This is a genomic window from Nocardia sp. NPDC051911, assembly GCF_040681035.1.
Lineage (GTDB): Bacteria > Actinomycetota > Actinomycetes > Mycobacteriales > Mycobacteriaceae > Nocardia > Nocardia sichangensis.
In genome coordinates this window covers 102,207-121,564 of the sequence record NZ_JBFAXY010000014.1, presented here as the reverse complement: position 1 = coordinate 121,564, position 19,358 = coordinate 102,207, and the positions used below count along the sequence as shown (strand labels likewise).

Genomic DNA, 19,358 nt, shown 5'->3' with positions numbered 1-19,358 from the left:
CGAATTCCGCCACACTGATGTTGTGAAAACCGTGGGTTTGCGGAGGAACGACGAAGGAGCCGGTCGCAAGGCCGACGCCGGGTCGGTTGCTGCGCCCGCGACGGTCGGCGGCGAAGGGCATACCCGAGCGGCCATCGTCCAGCTGCTGCTGGAGGAAGGACCGATCACCGCCACCGCCATCGGGAACCGGCTCGGCCTGGCCCCGGCGGGCGTGCGCAGGCACTTGGACGCGCTGATCGATTCGGGTCAGGCGCGGGCCGGTCGATCGGCGCCCTGGCAGCAGAAAGGCCGGGGCCGCCCGGCCAAGCAGTACCAGCTCACCGCGGCCGGACGCGGCAAACTCGGCCACGCCTACGACGATCTGGCCGGAGCCGCCATCCGGCAGCTCGGAGAGATCGGCGGCGAACAGGCCATCACCGAGTTCGCCCGCAAACGAGCACGCACTATCGTGGCCGGGATCGAACCGGTCGGTGAGCACACCACGGAACAGACCACGGCCAAGGCCGAGGAGATCGCCGAGGCGTTCACCGACGCCGGGTTCGCCGCCACCACCCGCAAGGTGGGCACCGGCGTGCAGATCTGCCAGCACCACTGCCCCGTGGCGCACGTCGCCGAGGAGTTCCCGCAGCTGTGCGCGGCGGAGCTAGAGGCGTTCCGTGAGCTGCTCGGCACCCATGTGCAGCGGCTGGCCACGATCGCCAACGGCGATTGCGCGTGCACTACGCACGTGCCGCTGCTCGTCCTGCCCGCCGAACGGACCGGAACTTCAGCACCAACCGCTGCACAGCCCGCAGCGGTACGAACGAACGACTCCGGAAGGAGTGCCGAATGACGACGACCACCGACCAGGTGCAACCGCTCACCCAGGAAGAGGCGATCGCCTCCCTGGGCAAATACGGTTACGGCTGGGCCGATTCGGATGTGGCCGGCGCCAGCGCGCAACGAGGTCTGTCCGAGGCGGTTGTCCGCGACATCTCGGCGAAGAAGAACGAGCCGGAATGGATGCTCGAACAGCGGCTGAAGGCGCTACGCATCTTCGATCGCAAGCCCATGCCGATCTGGGGCTCCAACCTCGACGGCATCGACTTCGACAACATCAAGTACTTCGTGCGCTCGACCGAGAAGCAGGCCGCGTCCTGGGACGAGCTGCCCGAGGACATCAAGAACACCTACGACAAGCTGGGCATCCCCGAAGCGGAGAAGCAGCGGCTGGTCGCCGGTGTCGCCGCGCAGTACGAGTCCGAGGTCGTGTACCACCAGATCCGCGAGGACCTGGAGGCCCAGGGCGTGATCTTCCTGGACACCGACACCGGTCTGAAAGAGCACCCGGAGATCTTCCAGCAGTACTTCGGCTCGGTGATCCCCGCGGGCGACAACAAGTTCTCCGCGCTGAACACGGCCGTGTGGTCGGGCGGCTCGTTCATCTACGTGCCGCCGGGCGTGCACGTCGACATCCCGCTGCAGGCCTACTTCCGGATCAACACCGAGAACATGGGCCAGTTCGAGCGCACCCTGATCATCGTCGACGAGGGCGCCTACGTGCACTACGTCGAGGGCTGCACCGCGCCGATCTACAAGTCGGACTCGCTGCACTCCGCGGTGGTGGAGATCATCGTGAAGAAGGGCGGCCGCTGCCGCTACACCACCATCCAGAACTGGTCGAACAACGTCTACAACCTGGTCACCAAGCGGGCCAAGGCCGAGGCGGGCGCGACCATGGAGTGGATCGACGGCAACATCGGCTCCAAGGTCACCATGAAGTACCCGGCGGTCTGGATGACCGGCGAGTACGCCAAGGGCGAAGTGCTGTCGGTGGCGTTCGCCGGCGAGGGCCAGCACCAGGACACCGGTGCGAAGATGCTGCACCTCGCGCCGCACACCTCCTCGACCATCGTGTCGAAGTCGGTGGCGCGCGGCGGCGGCCGGGCCTCCTACCGCGGCCTGGTGCAGGTGAACAAGGGCGCCCACGGCTCGAAGTCGACGGTGAAGTGCGACGCGCTGCTGGTCGACACGATCAGCCGCTCCGACACCTACCCCTACGTCGACATCCGCGAGGACGACGTGACCATGGGTCACGAGGCGACCGTCTCGAAGGTCTCCGAGGACCAGCTGTTCTACCTGATGAGCCGCGGCCTCACCGAGGACGAGGCGATGGCCATGGTGGTGCGCGGCTTCGTCGAGCCGATCGCCAAGGAACTGCCCATGGAATACGCGCTCGAGCTGAACCGCCTGATCGAACTGCAGATGGAAGGAGCCGTCGGCTGATGGCCGTGGAGAACGTAGCCGAAGCCGCCGAGGCTCGTACCCCTGCGATCAACAAGGGCGAGGTCTTCACGTCGTTCGACGTGAACGCCTTCGAAGTGCCTTCCGCGAAGGACGAGGCGTGGCGGTTCACCCCGCTGCGCCGTCTGCGTGGACTGCAGGACGGCACCGCGGTCCGGGACGGCCGCACGGGCGTCGAGGTCGCGGCGGCCGAGGGCGTCACGGTGGAGACGGTCGAACGCTCCGACGCCCGCCTCGGCGAGGCCGGCGTGCCGTCCGATCGCGTTGCCGCGCAGGCGTACTCGGGCTTCGAGCAGGCCACCGTCGTGACGGTCGGCAAGGAGGTCGAGGTCGCCGAACCGGTGACGGTCACGATCACCGGGCCCGGCGAGGGCAAGACCGCCTACGGGCACCTGCAGATCCGGCTGGAGCACTTCGCCAAGGCCACCGTGGTCATCGACCAGCGCGGCAGCGGAACCTACGCGGAGAACGTGGAATTCGTGCTCGGCGATTCCGCCAAGCTGACCGTGGTGGCCGTGCAGGACTGGGCCGACGACGCGGTGCACGCCACCGCCCACCACGCGAAGCTCGGCCGCGACGCCACGCTGCGGCACACCTCGGTCACCCTGGGCGGTGATCTGGTGCGCCTCACCGGCAACGTCCGCTACGACGGCCCCGGCGGCGACGCCGAACTGCTCGGCCTCTACTTCGCCGACGCGGGCCAGCACTTCGAGCAGCGTCTGCTCGTCGACCACGCCGTGCCGAACTGCAAGTCGAATGTGCTGTACAAGGGCGCGCTGCAAGGCGACCCGCACTCGCCCAAGGGCGACGCCCGCACCGTGTGGGTCGGCGACGTGCTCATCCGCGCCGCCGCCGAGGGCACCGACACCTTCGAGGTGAACCGCAACCTGGTGCTCACCGACGGCGCGCGAGCGGACTCGGTGCCGAACCTGGAGATCGAGACCGGCGAGATCGTCGGCGCCGGACACGCGTCCGCGACCGGCAGGTTCGACGACGAGCAGCTGTTCTACCTGCGCGCCCGCGGCATCCCGGAGGACGCCGCCCGCCGCCTGGTGGTGCGCGGTTTCTTCCACGAGATCATCCAGAAGATCGCGGTGCCCCAGGTCCGGGAGCGGCTGGAGGCGGCCATCGAGGCCGAACTCGCCGCCATCGGCGCCTGATCAACGACCCCATACCTGGCAAAGGAATTCGAATTCGATGACCACCCTGGAAATCAAGGACCTGCATGTCGAGGTCGCAAACCCCGACGAGTCCGGCGAGCCCATCAAGATCCTCAAGGGCGTGAACCTCACGGTGAAGTCCGGTGAGACGCACGCCATCATGGGCCCGAACGGCTCCGGCAAGTCGACGCTGTCCTACGCGATCGCCGGTCACCCGAAGTACACGGTGACCTCCGGCTCGATCACGCTCGACGGCGAGGACGTGCTGGCGATGTCGGTGGACGAGCGCGCCCGTGCGGGCCTGTTCCTCGCCATGCAGTACCCGGTCGAGGTTCCCGGCGTCTCGATGTCGAACTTCCTGCGCACCGCCGCCACCGCCGTGCGCGGCGAGGCCCCCAAGCTGCGGCACTGGGTCAAGGAGGTGAAGGAGTCGATGAGCGAACTGGAGATCGACGCCGCCTTCGCCGAGCGCAGCGTGAACGAGGGCTTCTCCGGCGGCGAGAAGAAGCGCCATGAGATCCTCCAGCTCGGCCTGCTCAAGCCGAAGATCGCGATCCTGGACGAGACCGACTCGGGTCTGGACGTCGACGCGCTGCGCATCGTCTCCGAGGGCGTCAACCGCTACAAAGAGCGCGAGAACGGCGGCATCCTGCTGATCACGCACTACACCCGCATCCTGCGCTACATCCAGCCGGAGTTCGTGCACGTCTTCGTCGGCGGCCGCATCGTCGCCGAGGGCGGCGCCGAGCTCGCCGAGGAACTCGACGCCAACGGCTACGTTCGTTTCACTCAGACCGCCACCGCTGGAGCTTGATATGACCGCTACGGTCCGCACCCTCGACGTCGCCCGTATCCGGGCCGACTTCCCGATCCTGAACCGCACGGTCCGGGACGGGAAACCGTTGGTGTACCTGGACTCCGGCGCGACCGCGCAGCGGCCGATCGAGGTGCTCGAAGCCGAACGCGACTTCCTGATCACCAGCAACTCGGCGGTGCACCGCGGTGCGCACCAGCTGGCCGAGGAGGCGACCGACGCCTACGAGGGCGCGCGGGCTGACATCGCGCGGTTCGTCGGGGTGGACGCGGGCGAGATCGTGTTTACCAAGAACGCCACAGAGTCGCTGAACCTGGTGACCTACGCCTTCGCCGACGACCGGTTCCCGCACCACGTGGGCCCTGGCGACGAGATCGTGATCACCGAGCTGGAACACCACGCGAATCTGGTGCCCTGGCAGGAGCTGGCCCGCCGCACCGGTGCCACGCTGAAGTGGTACGGCGTGACCGACGAAGGCCGGATCGACCTGGATTCGCTGGAACTGTCGCCCGCCACCAAGGTGGTCGCGTTCACCCACCAGTCCAACGTCACCGGCGCGGTCGCTCCGGTCGAGGAGCTGGTCCGCCGAGCGAAGGCGGTGGGCGCGCTGGTCGTGCTCGACGCCTGCCAGTCGGTGCCGCACATGCCGGTCGACTTCCGCGCGCTCGGTGTGGATTTCGCCGCGTTCTCCGGGCACAAGATGCTCGGCCCCTCCGGTGTCGGCGTGCTCTTCGCTCGCCGCTCGCTGCTGGAGGAGATGCCGCCGTTCATCACCGGCGGGTCCATGATCGAGACGGTCTTCATGGACCACAGCACCTACGCGCCGCCGCCGCAGCGCTTCGAGGCGGGCGTGCCGATGACCTCCCAGGTGGTCGGATTGGGCGCGGCCGTGCGGTATCTGGAAGAGATCGGCATGGACGCCGTCGCCGCGCACGAGCACACGCTGGTCGGCGCGGCGCTGGACGGGCTGGCCGGGATCGACGGCGTGCGGATCATCGGGCCTGCCGAGAACATCGATCGTGGCGGCGCGGTGTCGTTCGTGGTGGACGGCATCCACGCCCACGACGTGGGGCAGATCCTGGACGACGAGGGCGTGGCCATCCGGGTGGGCCATCACTGCGCGTGGCCGCTGCACCGGCGTTTCGGCGTCGCCGCGACCGCACGCGCCTCGTTCGCGGTCTACAACACGCTCGCCGAGGTGGACGCGCTGGTCGCCGCGGTGCGGAAGGCCCAGAGCTTCTTCGGGGTTGCATAGATCATGCGCATGGAGCAGATGTACCAGGAAGTGATCCTGGATCACTACAAGCACCCGCACCATCGGGGGCTGCGCGAGCCGTTCGGGGCCGAGGTGCACCACGTGAACCCGACCTGCGGCGACGAGGTGACCCTGCGCGTGCAGCTCGACGACAACGGCGACGTCACCGACGTCTCCTACGACGGCCAGGGTTGCTCGATCAGCCAGGCGGCCACCTCGATCCTCGCCGATCAGGTGATCGGGCTTCCGGTGCAGCAGGCGCTGAAGGTGGTCGACTCCTACAGTGAGATGATCTCCAGCCGCGGCACCATCGAGGGCGACGAGGACGTGATCGGCGACGGCGTCGCCTTGGCAGGCGTCTCGAAATACCCAGCGCGGGTGAAGTGCGCGTTGCTCGGGTGGATGGCGTTCAAGGACGCCGTCCTCAGGATCGGCCCCGAGCAGCCCGCGCCGGCCGCGGAAGAGAACTGAACCGTCCGATGGAAAACGGGGAAGCGTCATGAGTGACACACCGGCCACCGAGCAGACCGAACAGGCCGCGCCGGCCGCCGATTTGCCCGAGCTGTCCGCCGAGGACATCAAGCTGCTCGAGGACATCGAAGAGGCGATGCGTGACGTCGTCGACCCGGAACTCGGCATCAACGTCGTCGACCTCGGCTTGGTCTACGGATTGCGCGTCGAGGAGGACAGCACCGCGGTCCTGGATATGACGCTGACTTCGGCGGCCTGCCCGCTGACCGACGTCATCGAGGACCAGTCCCGCAACGCGCTGGTGCGCAGCGGCCTGGTGGAGGACTTGAAGATCAACTGGGTCTGGATGCCGCCGTGGGGTCCGGACAAGATCACCGAGGACGGCCGCGAACAGTTGCGCGCCCTCGGCTTCACGGTGTAATTCGCCGCAACTGACGCAGCCGCCGGTAGCGCCTGAACAAGGCGCCCGGCGGCTGAGTCGTATCCGCCGCATGCGCCTTCCCGGCGGAGCGCTCGGGGACGATCATCGACGCGTTCCGACCTGAGCGCGCACGGCCGAATCGACCGGCGCTCCGCTCTCGGCGAAGACGGACGCTCGAAAAAGGGGTTCGTCGCGCGGGTCGATCCGGCGCACCCGCCGATGGTGGGAAGTGCCCATTTCGACAAAAGCGCACGGGCCGAATGAAGATTTGAGCTTCGAGTCGTTCGGAACGGGGAGGATCCTCACATGTCGGTGCCGCACAAGGCTGCCCTCGGGCTCGCGGCGGTCTCCGCCGCCACCTGCGCCGTGGTCGGCGCTCCCGCGGGTGCGGCGCATGCGGCGACCTACTATGGCGCGCTGGCGCTTTCACCCAGCACCGGCGCGGTCACATCGGCGGTGGACTATGCGAGCGCGGCCGCCGCCGATGCCGCGGCACGCGCCCAATGCGGTGTCACCGATTGCCAGACGGTCGTGCAGTTCTGGAACGCCTGCGGGTCTGTCGTGCGCGGCGCCGACGGCAAGCACGGATGGGCGTGGGGACCCACCCGCGCCGAAGCCGAACGCCGGGCCATCGATGTCCTCGGTCCCAGTGCCCCGCCGTTCCCGAGTCTCGGCAGCGCGATTCCCCGGCCCGCGAGCGTGCGCTTGACGGCGTGCACCTCGACCGCCGGGTAGCTCAGCGGCGCAGGACTTTCCGCGCCAGCCAGTTGCCGAAGAACTGGATGCCCTGTACGCCCGCGATGATGATCAGCGTCGCGACGAGCGTGACCTGCCAGTCGAAGCGCTGATAGCCGTAGACGAGGGCGAAATCGCCGAGACCGCCGCCGCCGACGGTGCCCGCCATCGCGGACATGTCCACGATGGCGATCACCACGAAGGTGTAACCCAGGATGAGCGGCCCGAGCGCCTCGGGGATCAGCAGCGTCAGGATGATGCGCAGCGGTCCCGCGCCCACCGCGCGCGCCGCCTCGATCACGCCGGGATCGACCGTCACCAGGTTCTGTTCCACGATGCGCGCGATGCCGAACGACGCCGCGACGATCATGACGAAGGCCGCCGCCTCGGTGCCGATCGTGGTACCCACCACCTCCAGCGTCACCGGGCCGAGCGCGGCGAGCAGGATGATGAACGGGATCGGGCGCACCACGTTGACGAGCACGTTGAGCAGCAGGTTGATCGGCGCGTTCGCCAGCAAACCGCCCTTGCGGGTGGTGTAGAGCGCGGTGCCGAGCAGCAACCCGATGAAGCCGCCGACCACGAACGTGAGCGCAACCAGATAGAGCGTGGTGCCGATCGCTTCGTTCAGCACCGGCCGGAGTTTGTCCCAATCGGTATGCATGGCAACTCCTTTCAGGCCGACCGGCGCTCGAGTTCGGCGACCACCTTGTCGACGGCGTCGTCGGGGCCGTGCAGCGCCAGGGTGAGACTGCCGAAGGTCTTCTCCTGCAGGCTGCTCACCCCGCCGTAGACCACCTCGAACCTGACCTCGGCGTGCGCCGCGGCGGCCAGCGCCGCGCCGATGCCGCGCTCGTCGTCCACGTCGACGGTGACCAAACGGCCCCCATGGCGACCGGCGAGGCGGCGCAGTTCCTTCTCGGAGGGGCGGTTGTGCAGGACGGTCTCGACGAAGGAGCGCGTGGGGGCCGCCTGCGGCGTGGCGAACACCTCGAAGGTGTCGGCGAGTTCCACGATGCGTCCTTCGGCGAGCACCGCGACCCGGTCGGCCACCGCGCGGATGACGTCCATCTCGTGGGTGATGACCACGATGGTGACGCCCAGTTCGCGATTGATCTTGCGCAGCAGCCGCAGCACCTCACCGGTCGTCTCCGGGTCCAGTGCCGAGGTGGACTCGTCGGCCAGCAGCAAGGACGGCGACGTGGCCAGCGCTCTGGCGATGCCCACCCGCTGCTTCTGGCCGCCCGACAGCTGATCAGGGTAACTGCGCGCCTTGTCGGACAAGCCGACAAACTCCAGCAGTTCGGCTACCCGCGCCTTGCGTTCGGCGCGCTTCCAGCCCGCCACCTTCAGCGGATATTCGACGTTTCCCGCGGCCGTGCGGGAGCGGAAGAGATTGAATTGCTGGAACACCATTCCGATGTCGCGCCGCAGCCGCCGCACTTGGCGCTCCGGCACGCCGGTGATGGGTGTGCCGGAGATCTCGACCGTGCCGCTCGTCGGTTTCTCCAGCGCGTTGATCAGCCGCACCAGCGTGCTCTTGCCCGCGCCGGAATACCCGATCACGCCGAAGATCTCGCCTTGCTCGATGCGCAGGTCGATGTTGTCGAGCGCTACATTGCGCTGCGCGCCCTTGCCGAAAACCTTGGTGACCGAACGGAACTCGACGGCGGGAACGGCCGTGTCGCTCACTTGCCGTCGCGGATGGTCTGCTGCACCCGCTGCAGGATCTGCTCGAGTTCCTGGCCGCTGCGCCGCACCTCGACGGCGGTGCCCTTGGTCACCTCGTCGTGCGCCTTCTGCACCTCCGGGTCGTGCCACAGCTCGGCGAGCTGCAGATAGACCGGATTGTTCTTGTCCTCGGCGCGGGTGACCAGCGCGTTGATGTACGGCTCCGCGGCGGGATTCTTCGGGTCGTCCTTGTACAGCGCCGAATGCGGATCGATGCCGGAACGTTCCAGGAAGGTGTTGTTGATGATCGATCCGTCGACCGAGGCCAGCGACAGCGCGGTCTGCGCGGCGTCGACGGGGGTGACGCGCACTTTGGACGCGCCCTTGTCGATGTCGGCAGGGGTCGGCGCCTTGGTGTCGGACGACAGTTTCACCAGCCCGGCGGCTTGCAGCACGAACAGCGCCCGTGCCTGATTGGTGGGGTCGTTCGGGATCGCGATCTCCGCGCCCTGCGGAATGTCGGCCGGCGACTTGTGCTTCTTCGAGTAGAGACCCAGCGGCACGATGTAGGTGGAACCGATCGGCGTCAGGGTGTCGTTGTTCGCGACGTTGTAGGCGCCCAGGAATTGCAGATGCTGGAAGAGATTGATGTCGATCTGTTTCTGCGACAGCGCGAGATTCGGTTGCTTGTAGTCGGAGAAGTTGGTGATCCGCAGCGTGATGCCCTTGTCTTTGGCGCGCTGCTCGAAGACGTCCCAGGAGTGATCCTTGTCGGTGGTGCCGATGCGCACTACCTTGTCCGAGGAAGCGTCGTCACCGCCGCAGCCGGTCAGGGTCAAGGCCGCGGTCGCTACCAGGACCGGGATCGCCAGTACCCGATGGAATTTCACTCGTGCTCCCGATTGCTCGTCGCGATATGACCCGGTAATCCAAGCGACGGGGCGCAGCGGGCGACAACGGTTTCGATTGTGGTGAGCGAAACCCTCCGCATGAACTGAACGAGCGTCTAATTTGCTGATAATGCGCTCGCGTCTCCGGCTGTTGCTGATCCCGCTCGTGTCCGTATTGGCCGTCGCCGCGGTCGGCTGCGGTGGTGAAGACCGATCCGACGCGGTCCACATCGGGGTCAACGATCTGTCGCTGCCGCACTGGGAGGTCTACCGCAAGAAGGCGGCGGAGCAGGGCATCACGGTGGAGTTCACCAATTTCACCGACTACAACCAGCCGAATCCGGCCCTGGCGCAGGGGCGCATCGATCTGAACAAGTTCCAGCACGTGCGGTACCTGGCCAATTACAACGTCCGCAACAACGACACGCTGGTGCCGATCGGCGCGACCGAGATCTTCCCGCTGACGCTGTACTCGCGCAAGCACAAGTCGGTGGCCGACATTCCGAAGGGCGGCGAGATCACCTTGAGCAACAACCCGGCCAACCAGGTGCGGCCCCTGCTCGGCCTCGCCGCGGCCGGGCTCATCGTGCTGAAGGGCGGCGCGAGCTGGGACTCCAAAATCGAGGACGTCGACCCGGCCGCCTCCCGGGTGAAGCTCACGCCCATCGATCCGACCCTGACCGCCCAGTCGCTCGGCAGCGTGGACGCCGCGTTCGTCGACGACACCTTCGCCCGCCCCGCCGGACTGACATCCAACGAGGTGATCTACACCGACGACCCCGAGCGTCCGGAACTGAAGCAGTACATCAACGTCTTCGCCGCCCGCGCCGCCGACAAGGACAACCCGACGCTGCTGAAACTCGCGCAGCTCTATCACGACCCAGAGGTCGAGGCCGCGGTCCGCGCGGAAACCGGGTACCAGGGCATCTTCAAAACCAACAGCGCGGCCGATCTCCAGGCGACGCTCGCCGAACTGGAAGCTCGGTTCCGGAAGTAGGAACCTGCCCCGCGCCCGCTCGGCTTGCCGAACCACGAATCGGTCCGGCCGATGGGCCGGTCGGCGGAGCCACGGGCGACCGGTAGCGCGGTTTCGGATGTGCCTGAGCGGGAATCGCGTCGTGGAGCTGACACCGAGGAGGTCTCCGTGCCGGATGGGAACACTGCGAGCCCGCAGCGGGTCGTGATCGTCGGGAGCGGGTTCGCGGGGTTCACCTGCGCGCAGAAGCTCTGCCGCATCGTGGCCAACGCGAACCGCGACATCGAAATCGTGCTCGTCACGCCCAACGACTACATGCTCTATACGCCGCTGCTGCCGGACGTGGCCGGTGGCCTGATCGACCCTCGGTTCGTCGCCATCTCACTGGCGGATTCGCTGCCGCGGGTCCGGTTGGTGGTGGCGAACGCCAGGTCGGTCGATCTGCGGAACAAGACGATCACGGTGGAAGACGAGCATCATCCGCCGCGGCAGCTGTCGTGGGATCGGCTGGTGCTCACGCCCGGGTCGGTCACCCGCCTGTTCGACATACCGGGTCTGGCCGAGCACGCGCGCGGGCTCAAGACCGTCGCCGAGGCGCTGTACCTGCGCGAGCAGCTGCTGCGCCAGCTCGAACTCGCCGACGACGAGGAGGACCCCGAGGTGCGGCGGGCGCGCCGCACGGTGGTGGTCGTGGGGGCGTCCTACGCGGGCACCGAGCTCGTGGCGCAGTTGCGCGCCCTCGCCGACGCCTACGCCGCGCGCCGTGGGTTCGACCCCGCCGAAGTGCGTTTCCTTCTGCTCGACACGGCGCCGAGGGTGATGCCCGAGGTCGGCGAGCGGCTCAGTGACAAGGTGCTGAAGGTGCTGCGCAAACGTGGCATCGAGATCCGGCTGGAGACCTCGCTGACGAAACTCGACGAGAACTCGGTCGTGCTCACCGACGGCACGGTGGTGCCCACCCGCACGGTGGCCTGGGTGACGGGTGTGACCGGCGCACCGGTGCTCGGCACGCTCGGCCTGCCGCTGGAGAAGGGCCGCTTGGTCGTCGACGCGAAACTGAACGTGCCCGGCCACCCGGACGTCTTCGCGGGCGGCGACGCGGCGGCGGTGCCAGACCTCACCAAGCCGGGCCGGATCACTCCGCCCACCGCGCAGCACGCCACGCGACAGGGCAAGACGCTGGCCAGGAACGTCGCGGCGAGCCTGGGCATCGGCACGGCCGCCGACTACAAGCACCGCGACCTGGGTCTGGTCGTCGACCTCGGGCCGCGCTTCGCGGTCGCCAACCCGATGGGCATCCGCCTGTCCGGCCTGCCCGCCAAGGCGGTGACCCGCGCTTACCACACGTTCGCCGTGCCGCGAGCGGTCAACCGCTGGGCGATCACGGTCTCCTACCTGACCATCGCGGTCACTCCCCGCCCCCTCGCCCTGCTGGGGCTGGTCAGTCACGAGGAAGCCAGCTTCGGCGCCAGCGAGGGGATTTCCGCGAAATCAGGGTGAGCTTCGTGACAGCGCGGAGGTGACCGGCCGCTTCCGTGCCGAACCCGTGCGGTGGGGCGGCGGCAGCGGAGATGATTCGGTGGTGGACGAGATGACGTATCGGCGATCGCGCGTCGGGCTGCACGCGGTCGCGGAGTTGCTGATCGCCGGGCCGCAGTACCGAGAATTCGGCACCATTCGGTTGGCAGTCGTGCACCGGGGTTTCGCCGGTGTGCGTTGGCCGGTTTCGGTGGTCGGGGAGGAACTGGTGTGGCCGGAAGGGCGGGTGCGGCTGAAGGGGACGTATCGGGAGGTCGCCGAGGCCGCGGGTTTCGAACCCGGGCCGCCGGAAGGGGTGTACGCGGACACCACCGGCGTGGATACCGATTCGGCGATCGAAGTGGATCCCTCGGCGGCGGGGTTGATCGAGGACTGGTTCGCGCTGGGGGACAAGGCGTTGCGGTGCCTGGCGTCCGGCGTGACACCGGTGCTGTGGCCGGAGCATTTCGATCTGTCGAGCACGGTCGACGAGGTGAACTACGGGGTTTCGCCGGGAGACGACGCTCATCCCGGGCCCTACGCCTACATCGGGCCGTGGACCCCGCGAACCGGCGACTTCTGGAACGCGCCGTTCGGCGCGCTCCGGCCCCGCACCGCGGTGAACACGGTCGCGGCCCTGCTGGAGTTCTTCGAAGAGGGCAGGCAGCGCGCGGCACAAGACTGATTCGGCGGTGGTGGCGGCCCCGCCGTAGGAAGATCAGGCGCCCTTGCGAGCCGGAGCCTTTTTGGCCGCCTTCTTCGCAGGCGTCTTCTTCGCCGCGCTCTTGGACGCGCCGCTCTTGGACGCCGTGCTCTTGGCTGCTCCGCTCTTTTCGGTGCTCTTGGCCGCGGCCTTCTTCGCGGTCTTCTTCGGCTCGGCCCCGTCGCCGCCCGCCGTCCTGCGCCCGCTGGCCTCCAGGCTGCGCTGCAACGCGGCGACCAGATCGACCACCTCGGCGTCCATCCCGCTCGGCGCGAGCTCCGGCTGTTCGGGCACCTTGCCGGTTCCGCTGGCGATCGCCTCGTCGAGCAGGCGTTTGAGCTCGATCTGGTACTCGTCGGTGAACTGCTCCGGATCGAAGTCGTCGGACATGGCCTCGACGAGCGTCTCGGCCATCTTGATCTCCTGCGGCCTGGGCTCGGCGACACCGTCGAGGGATTCGAACTCCACGGAGCGGACCTCGTCGGGCCACAGCAGCGTCTGGACCACCAGAATGCCCTCCCGTACACGCAGCGCGGCAAGCCGGGTCTTCTGCCGCAACGTGAAGTACACCAGGGCGGTGCGTTCGATCTGCTCCAGCGTCCTGGCCAGCAGGACGTAGGCCTTCGGCGTGCTGGAGTCCGGTTCCAGGTAGTAGCTCTTCTCGAACAGGATCGGATCGATCTGGTCCGACGGCACGAACTGCAGCACCGGTATCTCGTGCTTCTCCGCTACCGGCAATTTCGCGAAGTCCTCGTCGCTGAGCACCACCTTGTCGCCGTCCGGCGACTCGTAGGCCTTGTCGATCTCGGTGTACTGGACGGATTGGCCGCACACGCTGCAGACGCGGTCGTATTTGATCCGGCCTCCATCCTTGGCGTGCACCTGATGGAACCGGATGTCGTGGTCCTCGGTGGCGGTGTACACCTTCACCGGAACGTTCACCAGCCCGAATGCGATCGAGCCCTTCCAGATCGATCTCATACCCCCATCATGGCCGAAGCCCACCGACCGCGCGAGGGAACCGGAACTCCGAGTGTCGCGGTCGCGACACGCCGACGCAGCCGTCCCGGGAGCGCGGCGAACAGTGCGCTCATCGCCGCGACCGTGCCGGCGAGGTCGGTGCGGCCGGACAGATACGCGCGTTGCGCGTCCGGGGGAAGCGCGAAGAACGTGTCGAAGAACAGCGGGAGATCATCGGGCGGCAACGCCAGCAGCGCGCGCAGCCCGGCGCCGCGCAACCGGTGGACGACGCGCGCCGCGGCCGGCCATACGTCCCGGCCCGCGGCCACCGCGTCGGCAGCGGACAGCGCGGCGCCGACGCTGTACCCGGTCGCCGGATGCAGGAACCCGCCCGCGGCCCCGAACCTGCTCGACCCGGGACGGCCTCCTTGCACCGGAAAACGGACGTGCTCCACGGGTTCGTCACCGGTGAGCGGGACGTCTCTGGCGCGGAGGCGCGCCCACAAGCGTGTGCGCAGTTGCGCACCGGTCAAGGCCGGGCGGCCGGCCAGGCAAGTTTCCTCGAGCAGCACCCGCTCGTCGTCCAGCGGAACGGCGTAGAGGAACGAACGCGGCGCCTCGGGGGCGGCGCCGTTGTCCGGACGCCAGTCCATGAACAGCGGTTCGAGCCCGGCGCAGCGCCGGGCGTCCACGATGACGCCGTAGGCCGTCTGCTCAGCCCGGGCGGGCGAGCGGGCGAGTCCGCGCGCGTCGACCACCCGGCCGCCGGTGATCGTCGCGCCGGAGGCCAAGGTCACGCGCTCGGGGCCGACATCGATCGCGCGCTCGGAGACCACGCTCGCGTCGGCCAGGTGCAGCGACCTTTGCAGCCGGGCGGTATCGAGCACCACGTACGGGCGGTCCAATCGGTGAGCGCGCGTTCCCCAGGCCATCGGCCGGGGTACCGTCGCCGCGACGACCCGAGGCGACAGCCAATCAGGCAGTTCGTCGGCCCACACCGCGTAGGTGGCCGTCCACCGGCGCTCCGGCGCGGGATCGACCACGGTGACCGTGAGTCCGCGCTCCACTGCCCGGTGTGCGAGGGCGCGTCCGGCCGGGCCGAGCCCGCAGACGACCACGTCCGGCTTCATGCCGGGCTCGTCCGGATCCGCTGGAGCGTGTTGCGATGCATGGGTTCGAGCCTCTCATCTGCTCGCTGGAGCGTCGCGTAGCCACGGCGTCGAACACGTTCCGGCGCGGAGGTCCGGACTCGCGAAGTGAACGTTTCGCGAAAGCTGTCGCGGATTCCGGATCGCCCGCCCCGCGTGCGGAAATGCGTCCGGCCTGGCTCGGTTGCCTTCCCATGCCGGAGCGTGCAGGCAGGTGGCCGGACCGGGCGCACCGACGGAATGTGTTCGGGCTCACCGCACTTTGTCCCGCGTTGCTAGGATGCCGGGGCGCTGGCGTACGCATCCGGCTCCGGTGCCGAGTGTCAGGTGTCGGCGCACCGGCGTGCCGCGGATGGCACGCCGGGCAGGTTGCCGACCGGCGACCGCTGGAGTCCGAGCGCGAAAGCGGCACGACCGGAACGAGTTAGGGGTAGACGGAGTGTTCGAGCTGACCAGGCGGCGCAGCCGGTGGATCCTGGCCGTGTTCGTGGTGCTCGCACTGGCGATGGGCACGCTGAGCGCGACGCTGTTCGACAAAGTGCAGGGCGGCGGGTACATCGACCCCGACAGCGAATCGAGCCGGGCGACCGCGGTGCTGCGCGACACCTTCGGCGAGGCCACCCCGAATTTCGTGCTGCTGGTGCAGACTCGCCGGTCGGTGGACGACGACGCCGCGGCCACCGCTGCGACGAATCTGGTCACCGAGCTGAAGTCGGAGTCCGGCGTCGCGGGCGTCACGTCGTACTGGACCGACAAATCGCCCGCGCTGCGCAGCACCGACGGAACCAAGGGCTTGATCGTGGCCAGCATCCTCGGTGAGGAGGCCGACGTCGACAAGCGGGTGGGCGATCTCGCCGACCGATTCGGCGGCACCCACGGCCCGCTCGAGGTGCGCGTCGGCGGCTACGCCATGCTGCTGCACGAGACGGTGCAGCAGAGCGAGAAAGACGTCGTGCTGGGCGAATCCATCGCATTCCCGGTCACGCTGATCGCCCTGCTGCTGGTGTTCGGCGGCTTGGTCGCGGCCAGCCTGCCGCTGGTGATCGCGATGATCACGGTGATGATCACCATGGGCGCGCTGTGGCTGATCGCGAGCGTCACCGATCTGGCGGCCACCGCGACCAACGTCGCCACCCTGCTCGGCCTCGGCTTGGCGATCGACTACAGCCTGCTGATCATCAGCCGCTACCGCGACGAACTGGTCGCCGGTCAGCAGCCCGCCGCCGCGGTGGCCGCCACCATGCGCTCGGCGGGCCGGACCGTCGCGTTCTCGGCCGTCACCGTCGCCGTCGCGCTGTCGGGCCTGCTGTTCTTCCCGCTGCTGGCCGTGCGGTCGATGGGCTACGCGGGCCTGGCCGTGGCGGTGATCGCCGCGACGGTGTCGCTGACCGTGCTGCCCGCGATCCTGTTCCTGCTCGGCACCAAGATCGACAACGGTCAGTTGTGGTGGTTCCTGCGCGCGGCCCGTCCCGCACCCGGCGAGGGCGCCTGGCACCGCTTGGCGCGGTTCGTGATGATGCGGCCGGTGCCCATCGGCCTCGGGGTCACCGCCCTGCTGCTCGTGCTGGGCGCGCCGTTCCTCGGAGTGAATCTCGGCTTCCCCGACGAACGGTCGCTGCCGGAGTCGATGAACAACCGCCAGGTCACCGAGACCATCCAGCGCGACTTCGCCGCCACCGAGCAGAACGGGCTGTTCGTAGTGCTGCCCGAAAGCGCTTACAGCGCCGCAGGCTTGGACGCCTACGCTCGTGAGCTGTCGGAGATCGAGGACGTCCGCCGGGTCGACACCGTCACCGGCAGTTACAGCCACGGCGGTCTGCTCGTCGCGCCAACCGCGGCCGCCGACCGCTTCCGCGCCGAGAACGCCGCCTATCTGACGGTGGTCCCGGACACCACCGATCCCACGGTGCTGGATCGGATCGCCGCCGACGTGCGCGCGACGCCCGCCGCCTCGCCGGTGCTGGTCGGCGGCGTGGCGGCGGCCAACACGGACGCGATCGGCTCGGTCGTCTCGGCGCTGCCGTACGCGCTGGCCTTCGTCGTGCTGATCATGGTGGTGGTCCTGTTCCTGCTCACCGGAAGCGCCGTGCTGCCGCTGCTGGCCGTCGTGCTCAGCTTCCTGAGCCTCACCGCGACTTTCGGCGCGCTGGTCTGGATCTTCCAGGACGGGCACCTGTCCGGGTTGCTCGGCTTCACCGTCACCGGCGACCTCCCGCCGACCGTCCCGGTGATGCTGTTCGGCGTCGCGTTCGGTCTCGCCATGGACTACCAGGTGTTCCTGTTGGCCCGCATCCGCGAGGAGTACCTGCGCACCAGGTCCAACGCGCTGGCCGTCACGTCCGGACTGGAGCGGATCGGCAGGATCGTCACGGCCGCCGCCGTCCTGATCTCGCTGGTCTTCCTCGGCTTCCTCGCCTCGGACATCACCTTCATGAAGGCGTTCGGCATCGGGCTTCCACTCGCAGTGCTGGTAGACGCGACGCTGGTGCGCGGCTTCCTGTTGCCCGCGGCGATGGAGTTGCTCGGCCACTGGAACTGGTATGCGCCCGGCCCGCTGCGCCGACTGCACGAGCGGTTCGGAATCGAGGAGGCTCCTGCCGCTCCGGCGACCGCGGGGCGCGAGGACTGGCTCCAGCCCGTTCGGCTCTGATTTCGGGGCGATCGGGGCAGGCTCGATCGGGTAGGGTCGCTCGGGCGGCTCGGGGAGGCCCACGCGGGGTGGGACGGCTGCCGGGAGATGTGGGAGGGCGACCGCGATGACCTATCCGTCCGGGAAACCGGAGGACGCGCGGTACGCGCCGGACTGGGGAAGCATGTCCCCGCCGAGCGCGTACCCGATGCCGGCGTGGGAAGCGCCGCCCCTGCCGCCGCCGCCCGAGTCCCGAACGGGCGTGATCGTCGCGCTGGTGATCGGCGTCGTCGCCGTGCTGGTCGCGGTCGGCATCGGAGTGGCGCTGGCGCCGCGCGAGGAAGGGCACCCGCAAGCCGCGGTCGCCTCCGCCGAAGCGACCACCCGCGCGGGCGGCGGTACCAGCACGCGGCCGGCGAGCCCGTCGTCGCGCGGTGCGCGCCCTTCGGCGGGCCGGTTGAGTTACACGGAGTTCGCGAAGGACTGGGACTTCCGGTTCGATCGCGTCGAACTGCACGCCGAGTGGGTCGACGGCCGCGACCACGCCGACTGCCACCCCATCGAGGCGGCGGGCAAACTCACCGGTCTGGGCTGCGTCTACGCGGCGGAGCTGGTGTACCGCGCCGAGGGCGGCGCGCTGATGCTCACGCAGTTCGTGCTCGGCATGGCCGACGAGGGCCGGGCCGCCGCGGCGAAGGGCCGGTTCACCGACGCCGACCTCGCGCTGCGTCCGGGCAGTTACCTGAAGGGCTACGCCACCGGCAAGTGGAAGGACGGCAGCGAGAAGGAATTCGTGGTGGTGACGCTGGCGACGGCCACCGGCGCGGTCGACGCCACGGCCGTCGAGAAGTACCTGCGCTACCGGCACGCCGACACCATCGGCGCATTGGCGTTCCGCTAGCGCGGGCGGCTCCCGTTCGCGATCAGATTCCGCCCGTGGAGAGCAGCCCGCCGTCCACCCGGACCGTCTCGCCGGTGATCCACGCCGCCTCGTCGGAGACCAGGAATCCGATCAAGCGCGCCACGTCCTCCGGGCTGCCCAGCCGCTTCATCGGGTACACGCTCGCGGCGCGCTCCTCGTCGGTCGAGTACAGCGCGTCGGCGAACTTCGTCTTGATCACGCCCGGCGCGACCGCGTTCACCCGGATCTTCGGCCCCAGCTGCCAGGCGAGCTCACCGGTGAGATGGATCAGCGCGGACTTGGACGCGCCGTAGGCGGCGATCACGCCGGTCGAGCGGATGCCAGCGACGCTGGCCACGTTGACCACGGCGCCGCCGTGGTCGCGCATCCACGCCTTGTACGCCTCCTGGATGTAGCCCAGGGCCGCGACCACGTTCACGTCGAAGATCTTGCGCACGGCATCGAGGTCGGCGTCCATCAGGGAGCCGAAGACCGGGTTGATGCCGGTGTTGTTGATCAGGACGTCCAGCGAACCGAACTCCGTGACCGCGCGCTCGACCGCGGCGGATCGATCCTCGGCGACGCCCGAGTTGCCCGCCAGAGCGACGACCTGACCCTGGTGCCCCAGTTCGCGCAGCTCCGCGGCGGCTTCCTCCAGTGGATCCTTCTTCCGCGCGGTGATCAGCACGTTCGCGCCGCGGGCGAGCAACTCCGCCGCGACCGCCTTGCCGATGCCACGGCTGGCCCCCGTGACCAGAGCGCTCTTGCCCAATAGATCGGTACTCATGGCATCGCACGGTAGCGCAGGCCACCGCGGGGGCCG

At 68.7% G+C, this 19,358-nt stretch carries 19 protein-coding genes; 13 read left to right on the top strand and 6 right to left on the bottom strand.

The genetic code is table 11. The features are described 5' to 3' along the window. Positions 1–37: 37 nt before the first annotated feature. The 8 genes from AB0L97_RS19320 (at position 38) to AB0L97_RS19285 (ending at position 7,139) form a co-directional block, all read left to right on the top strand. Positions 38–832, top strand: coding sequence for a metalloregulator ArsR/SmtB family transcription factor (locus AB0L97_RS19320; protein ID WP_364431355.1), 795 nt, complete (start codon positions 38–40; stop codon positions 830–832). Further along, positions 829–2,265, top strand: a complete 1,437-nt coding sequence (gene sufB, locus AB0L97_RS19315) for a Fe-S cluster assembly protein SufB (RefSeq protein ID WP_067801810.1) — start codon at positions 829–831, stop codon at positions 2,263–2,265. The genes AB0L97_RS19320 and sufB overlap by 4 nt, the downstream gene beginning before the upstream one ends. Further along, entirely contained in the window at positions 2,265–3,443 is a 1,179-nt protein-coding gene (sufD, locus tag AB0L97_RS19310; RefSeq protein WP_364431219.1) for a Fe-S cluster assembly protein SufD, read from the top strand. The genes sufB and sufD overlap by 1 nt, the downstream gene beginning before the upstream one ends. Positions 3,444–3,480: 37 nt before the next feature. Next, positions 3,481–4,257 (top strand): Fe-S cluster assembly ATPase SufC, encoded by a 777-nt coding sequence (sufC, locus tag AB0L97_RS19305; RefSeq protein ID WP_355070834.1) that lies wholly within the window; start codon positions 3,481–3,483, stop codon positions 4,255–4,257. 1 nt (position 4,258) lies between these two features. Beyond that, complete coding sequence (locus tag AB0L97_RS19300; protein ID WP_356961837.1) at positions 4,259–5,512, top strand: cysteine desulfurase; 1,254 nt, start codon at positions 4,259–4,261, stop codon at positions 5,510–5,512. 3 nt (positions 5,513–5,515) lie between these two features. Further along, positions 5,516–5,983, top strand: coding sequence for a Fe-S cluster assembly sulfur transfer protein SufU (sufU, locus tag AB0L97_RS19295; RefSeq protein WP_356961839.1), 468 nt, complete (start codon positions 5,516–5,518; stop codon positions 5,981–5,983). Between the two features lie 82 nt (positions 5,984–6,065). Next, positions 6,066–6,404: a metal-sulfur cluster assembly factor gene (locus AB0L97_RS19290; RefSeq protein WP_355071057.1), complete on the top strand. Its 339-nt coding sequence runs from the start codon at positions 6,066–6,068 to the stop codon at positions 6,402–6,404. A gap of 306 nt (positions 6,405–6,710) precedes the next feature. Continuing rightward, a complete protein-coding gene (locus tag AB0L97_RS19285) occupies positions 6,711–7,139 on the top strand; it encodes a DUF4189 domain-containing protein (protein ID WP_355070838.1) in 429 nt (142 codons plus the stop codon). A gap of 1 nt (position 7,140) precedes the next feature. Here the strand turns inward: AB0L97_RS19285 and AB0L97_RS19280 are convergent, their stop codons facing one another. Genes AB0L97_RS19280 through AB0L97_RS19270 form a run of 3 tightly spaced genes read right to left on the bottom strand, consistent with a single transcriptional unit; the run spans position 7,141 to position 9,649 of the window. Beyond that, positions 7,141–7,803: a methionine ABC transporter permease gene (locus tag AB0L97_RS19280; RefSeq protein ID WP_195042705.1), complete on the bottom strand. Its 663-nt coding sequence runs from the start codon at positions 7,801–7,803 to the stop codon at positions 7,141–7,143. A gap of 11 nt (positions 7,804–7,814) precedes the next feature. Continuing rightward, complete coding sequence (locus AB0L97_RS19275; protein WP_364431212.1) at positions 7,815–8,831, bottom strand: methionine ABC transporter ATP-binding protein; 1,017 nt, start codon at positions 8,829–8,831, stop codon at positions 7,815–7,817. Further along, complete coding sequence (locus AB0L97_RS19270; RefSeq protein ID WP_355071059.1) at positions 8,828–9,649, bottom strand: MetQ/NlpA family ABC transporter substrate-binding protein; 822 nt, start codon at positions 9,647–9,649, stop codon at positions 8,828–8,830. The genes AB0L97_RS19275 and AB0L97_RS19270 overlap by 4 nt, the downstream gene beginning before the upstream one ends. A 181-nt stretch (positions 9,650–9,830) precedes the next feature. Here AB0L97_RS19270 and AB0L97_RS19265 point away from each other — a divergent pair, with 181 nt between their 5' ends. The 3 genes from AB0L97_RS19265 (at position 9,831) to AB0L97_RS19255 (ending at position 12,879) form a co-directional block, all read left to right on the top strand. Next, positions 9,831–10,697, top strand: coding sequence for a MetQ/NlpA family ABC transporter substrate-binding protein (locus AB0L97_RS19265; RefSeq protein ID WP_364431209.1), 867 nt, complete (start codon positions 9,831–9,833; stop codon positions 10,695–10,697). Between the two features lie 147 nt (positions 10,698–10,844). Beyond that, positions 10,845–12,176 carry an NAD(P)/FAD-dependent oxidoreductase gene (locus AB0L97_RS19260; protein WP_364431206.1) on the top strand — a complete coding sequence of 444 codons (1,332 nt, stop codon included), beginning with the start codon at positions 10,845–10,847 and terminating at the stop codon, positions 12,174–12,176. A gap of 19 nt (positions 12,177–12,195) precedes the next feature. Further along, on the top strand, positions 12,196–12,879 hold the full coding sequence (locus tag AB0L97_RS19255) for a hypothetical protein (protein ID WP_355070846.1): 684 nt from the start codon (positions 12,196–12,198) through the stop codon (positions 12,877–12,879). 33 nt (positions 12,880–12,912) lie between these two features. On the opposite strand, the gene AB0L97_RS19250 is transcribed toward AB0L97_RS19255, so the two are convergent. After that, positions 12,913–13,878, bottom strand: coding sequence for a Ku protein (locus AB0L97_RS19250; protein WP_364431202.1), 966 nt, complete (start codon positions 13,876–13,878; stop codon positions 12,913–12,915). Continuing rightward, positions 13,875–14,987 (bottom strand): lycopene cyclase family protein, encoded by a 1,113-nt coding sequence (locus AB0L97_RS19245; RefSeq protein ID WP_364431199.1) that lies wholly within the window; start codon positions 14,985–14,987, stop codon positions 13,875–13,877. Before AB0L97_RS19245 ends, AB0L97_RS19250 begins: the two co-directional genes overlap by 4 nt. A 457-nt stretch (positions 14,988–15,444) precedes the next feature. Between AB0L97_RS19245 and AB0L97_RS19240 the strand changes: the two genes are divergently transcribed. Both AB0L97_RS19240 and AB0L97_RS19235 read left to right on the top strand, forming a co-directional pair. Next, positions 15,445–17,655 (top strand): MMPL family transporter, encoded by a 2,211-nt coding sequence (locus tag AB0L97_RS19240; RefSeq protein WP_355070852.1) that lies wholly within the window; start codon positions 15,445–15,447, stop codon positions 17,653–17,655. A 106-nt stretch (positions 17,656–17,761) separates the two neighbouring features. Continuing rightward, positions 17,762–18,535 (top strand): hypothetical protein, encoded by a 774-nt coding sequence (locus AB0L97_RS19235; protein ID WP_364431195.1) that lies wholly within the window; start codon positions 17,762–17,764, stop codon positions 18,533–18,535. 22 nt (positions 18,536–18,557) lie between these two features. Here AB0L97_RS19235 and AB0L97_RS19230 read toward each other — a convergent pair whose 3' ends face one another. After that, positions 18,558–19,322 carry an SDR family oxidoreductase gene (locus AB0L97_RS19230; protein WP_355070855.1) on the bottom strand — a complete coding sequence of 255 codons (765 nt, stop codon included), beginning with the start codon at positions 19,320–19,322 and terminating at the stop codon, positions 18,558–18,560. Positions 19,323–19,358: the final 36 nt, after the last annotated feature.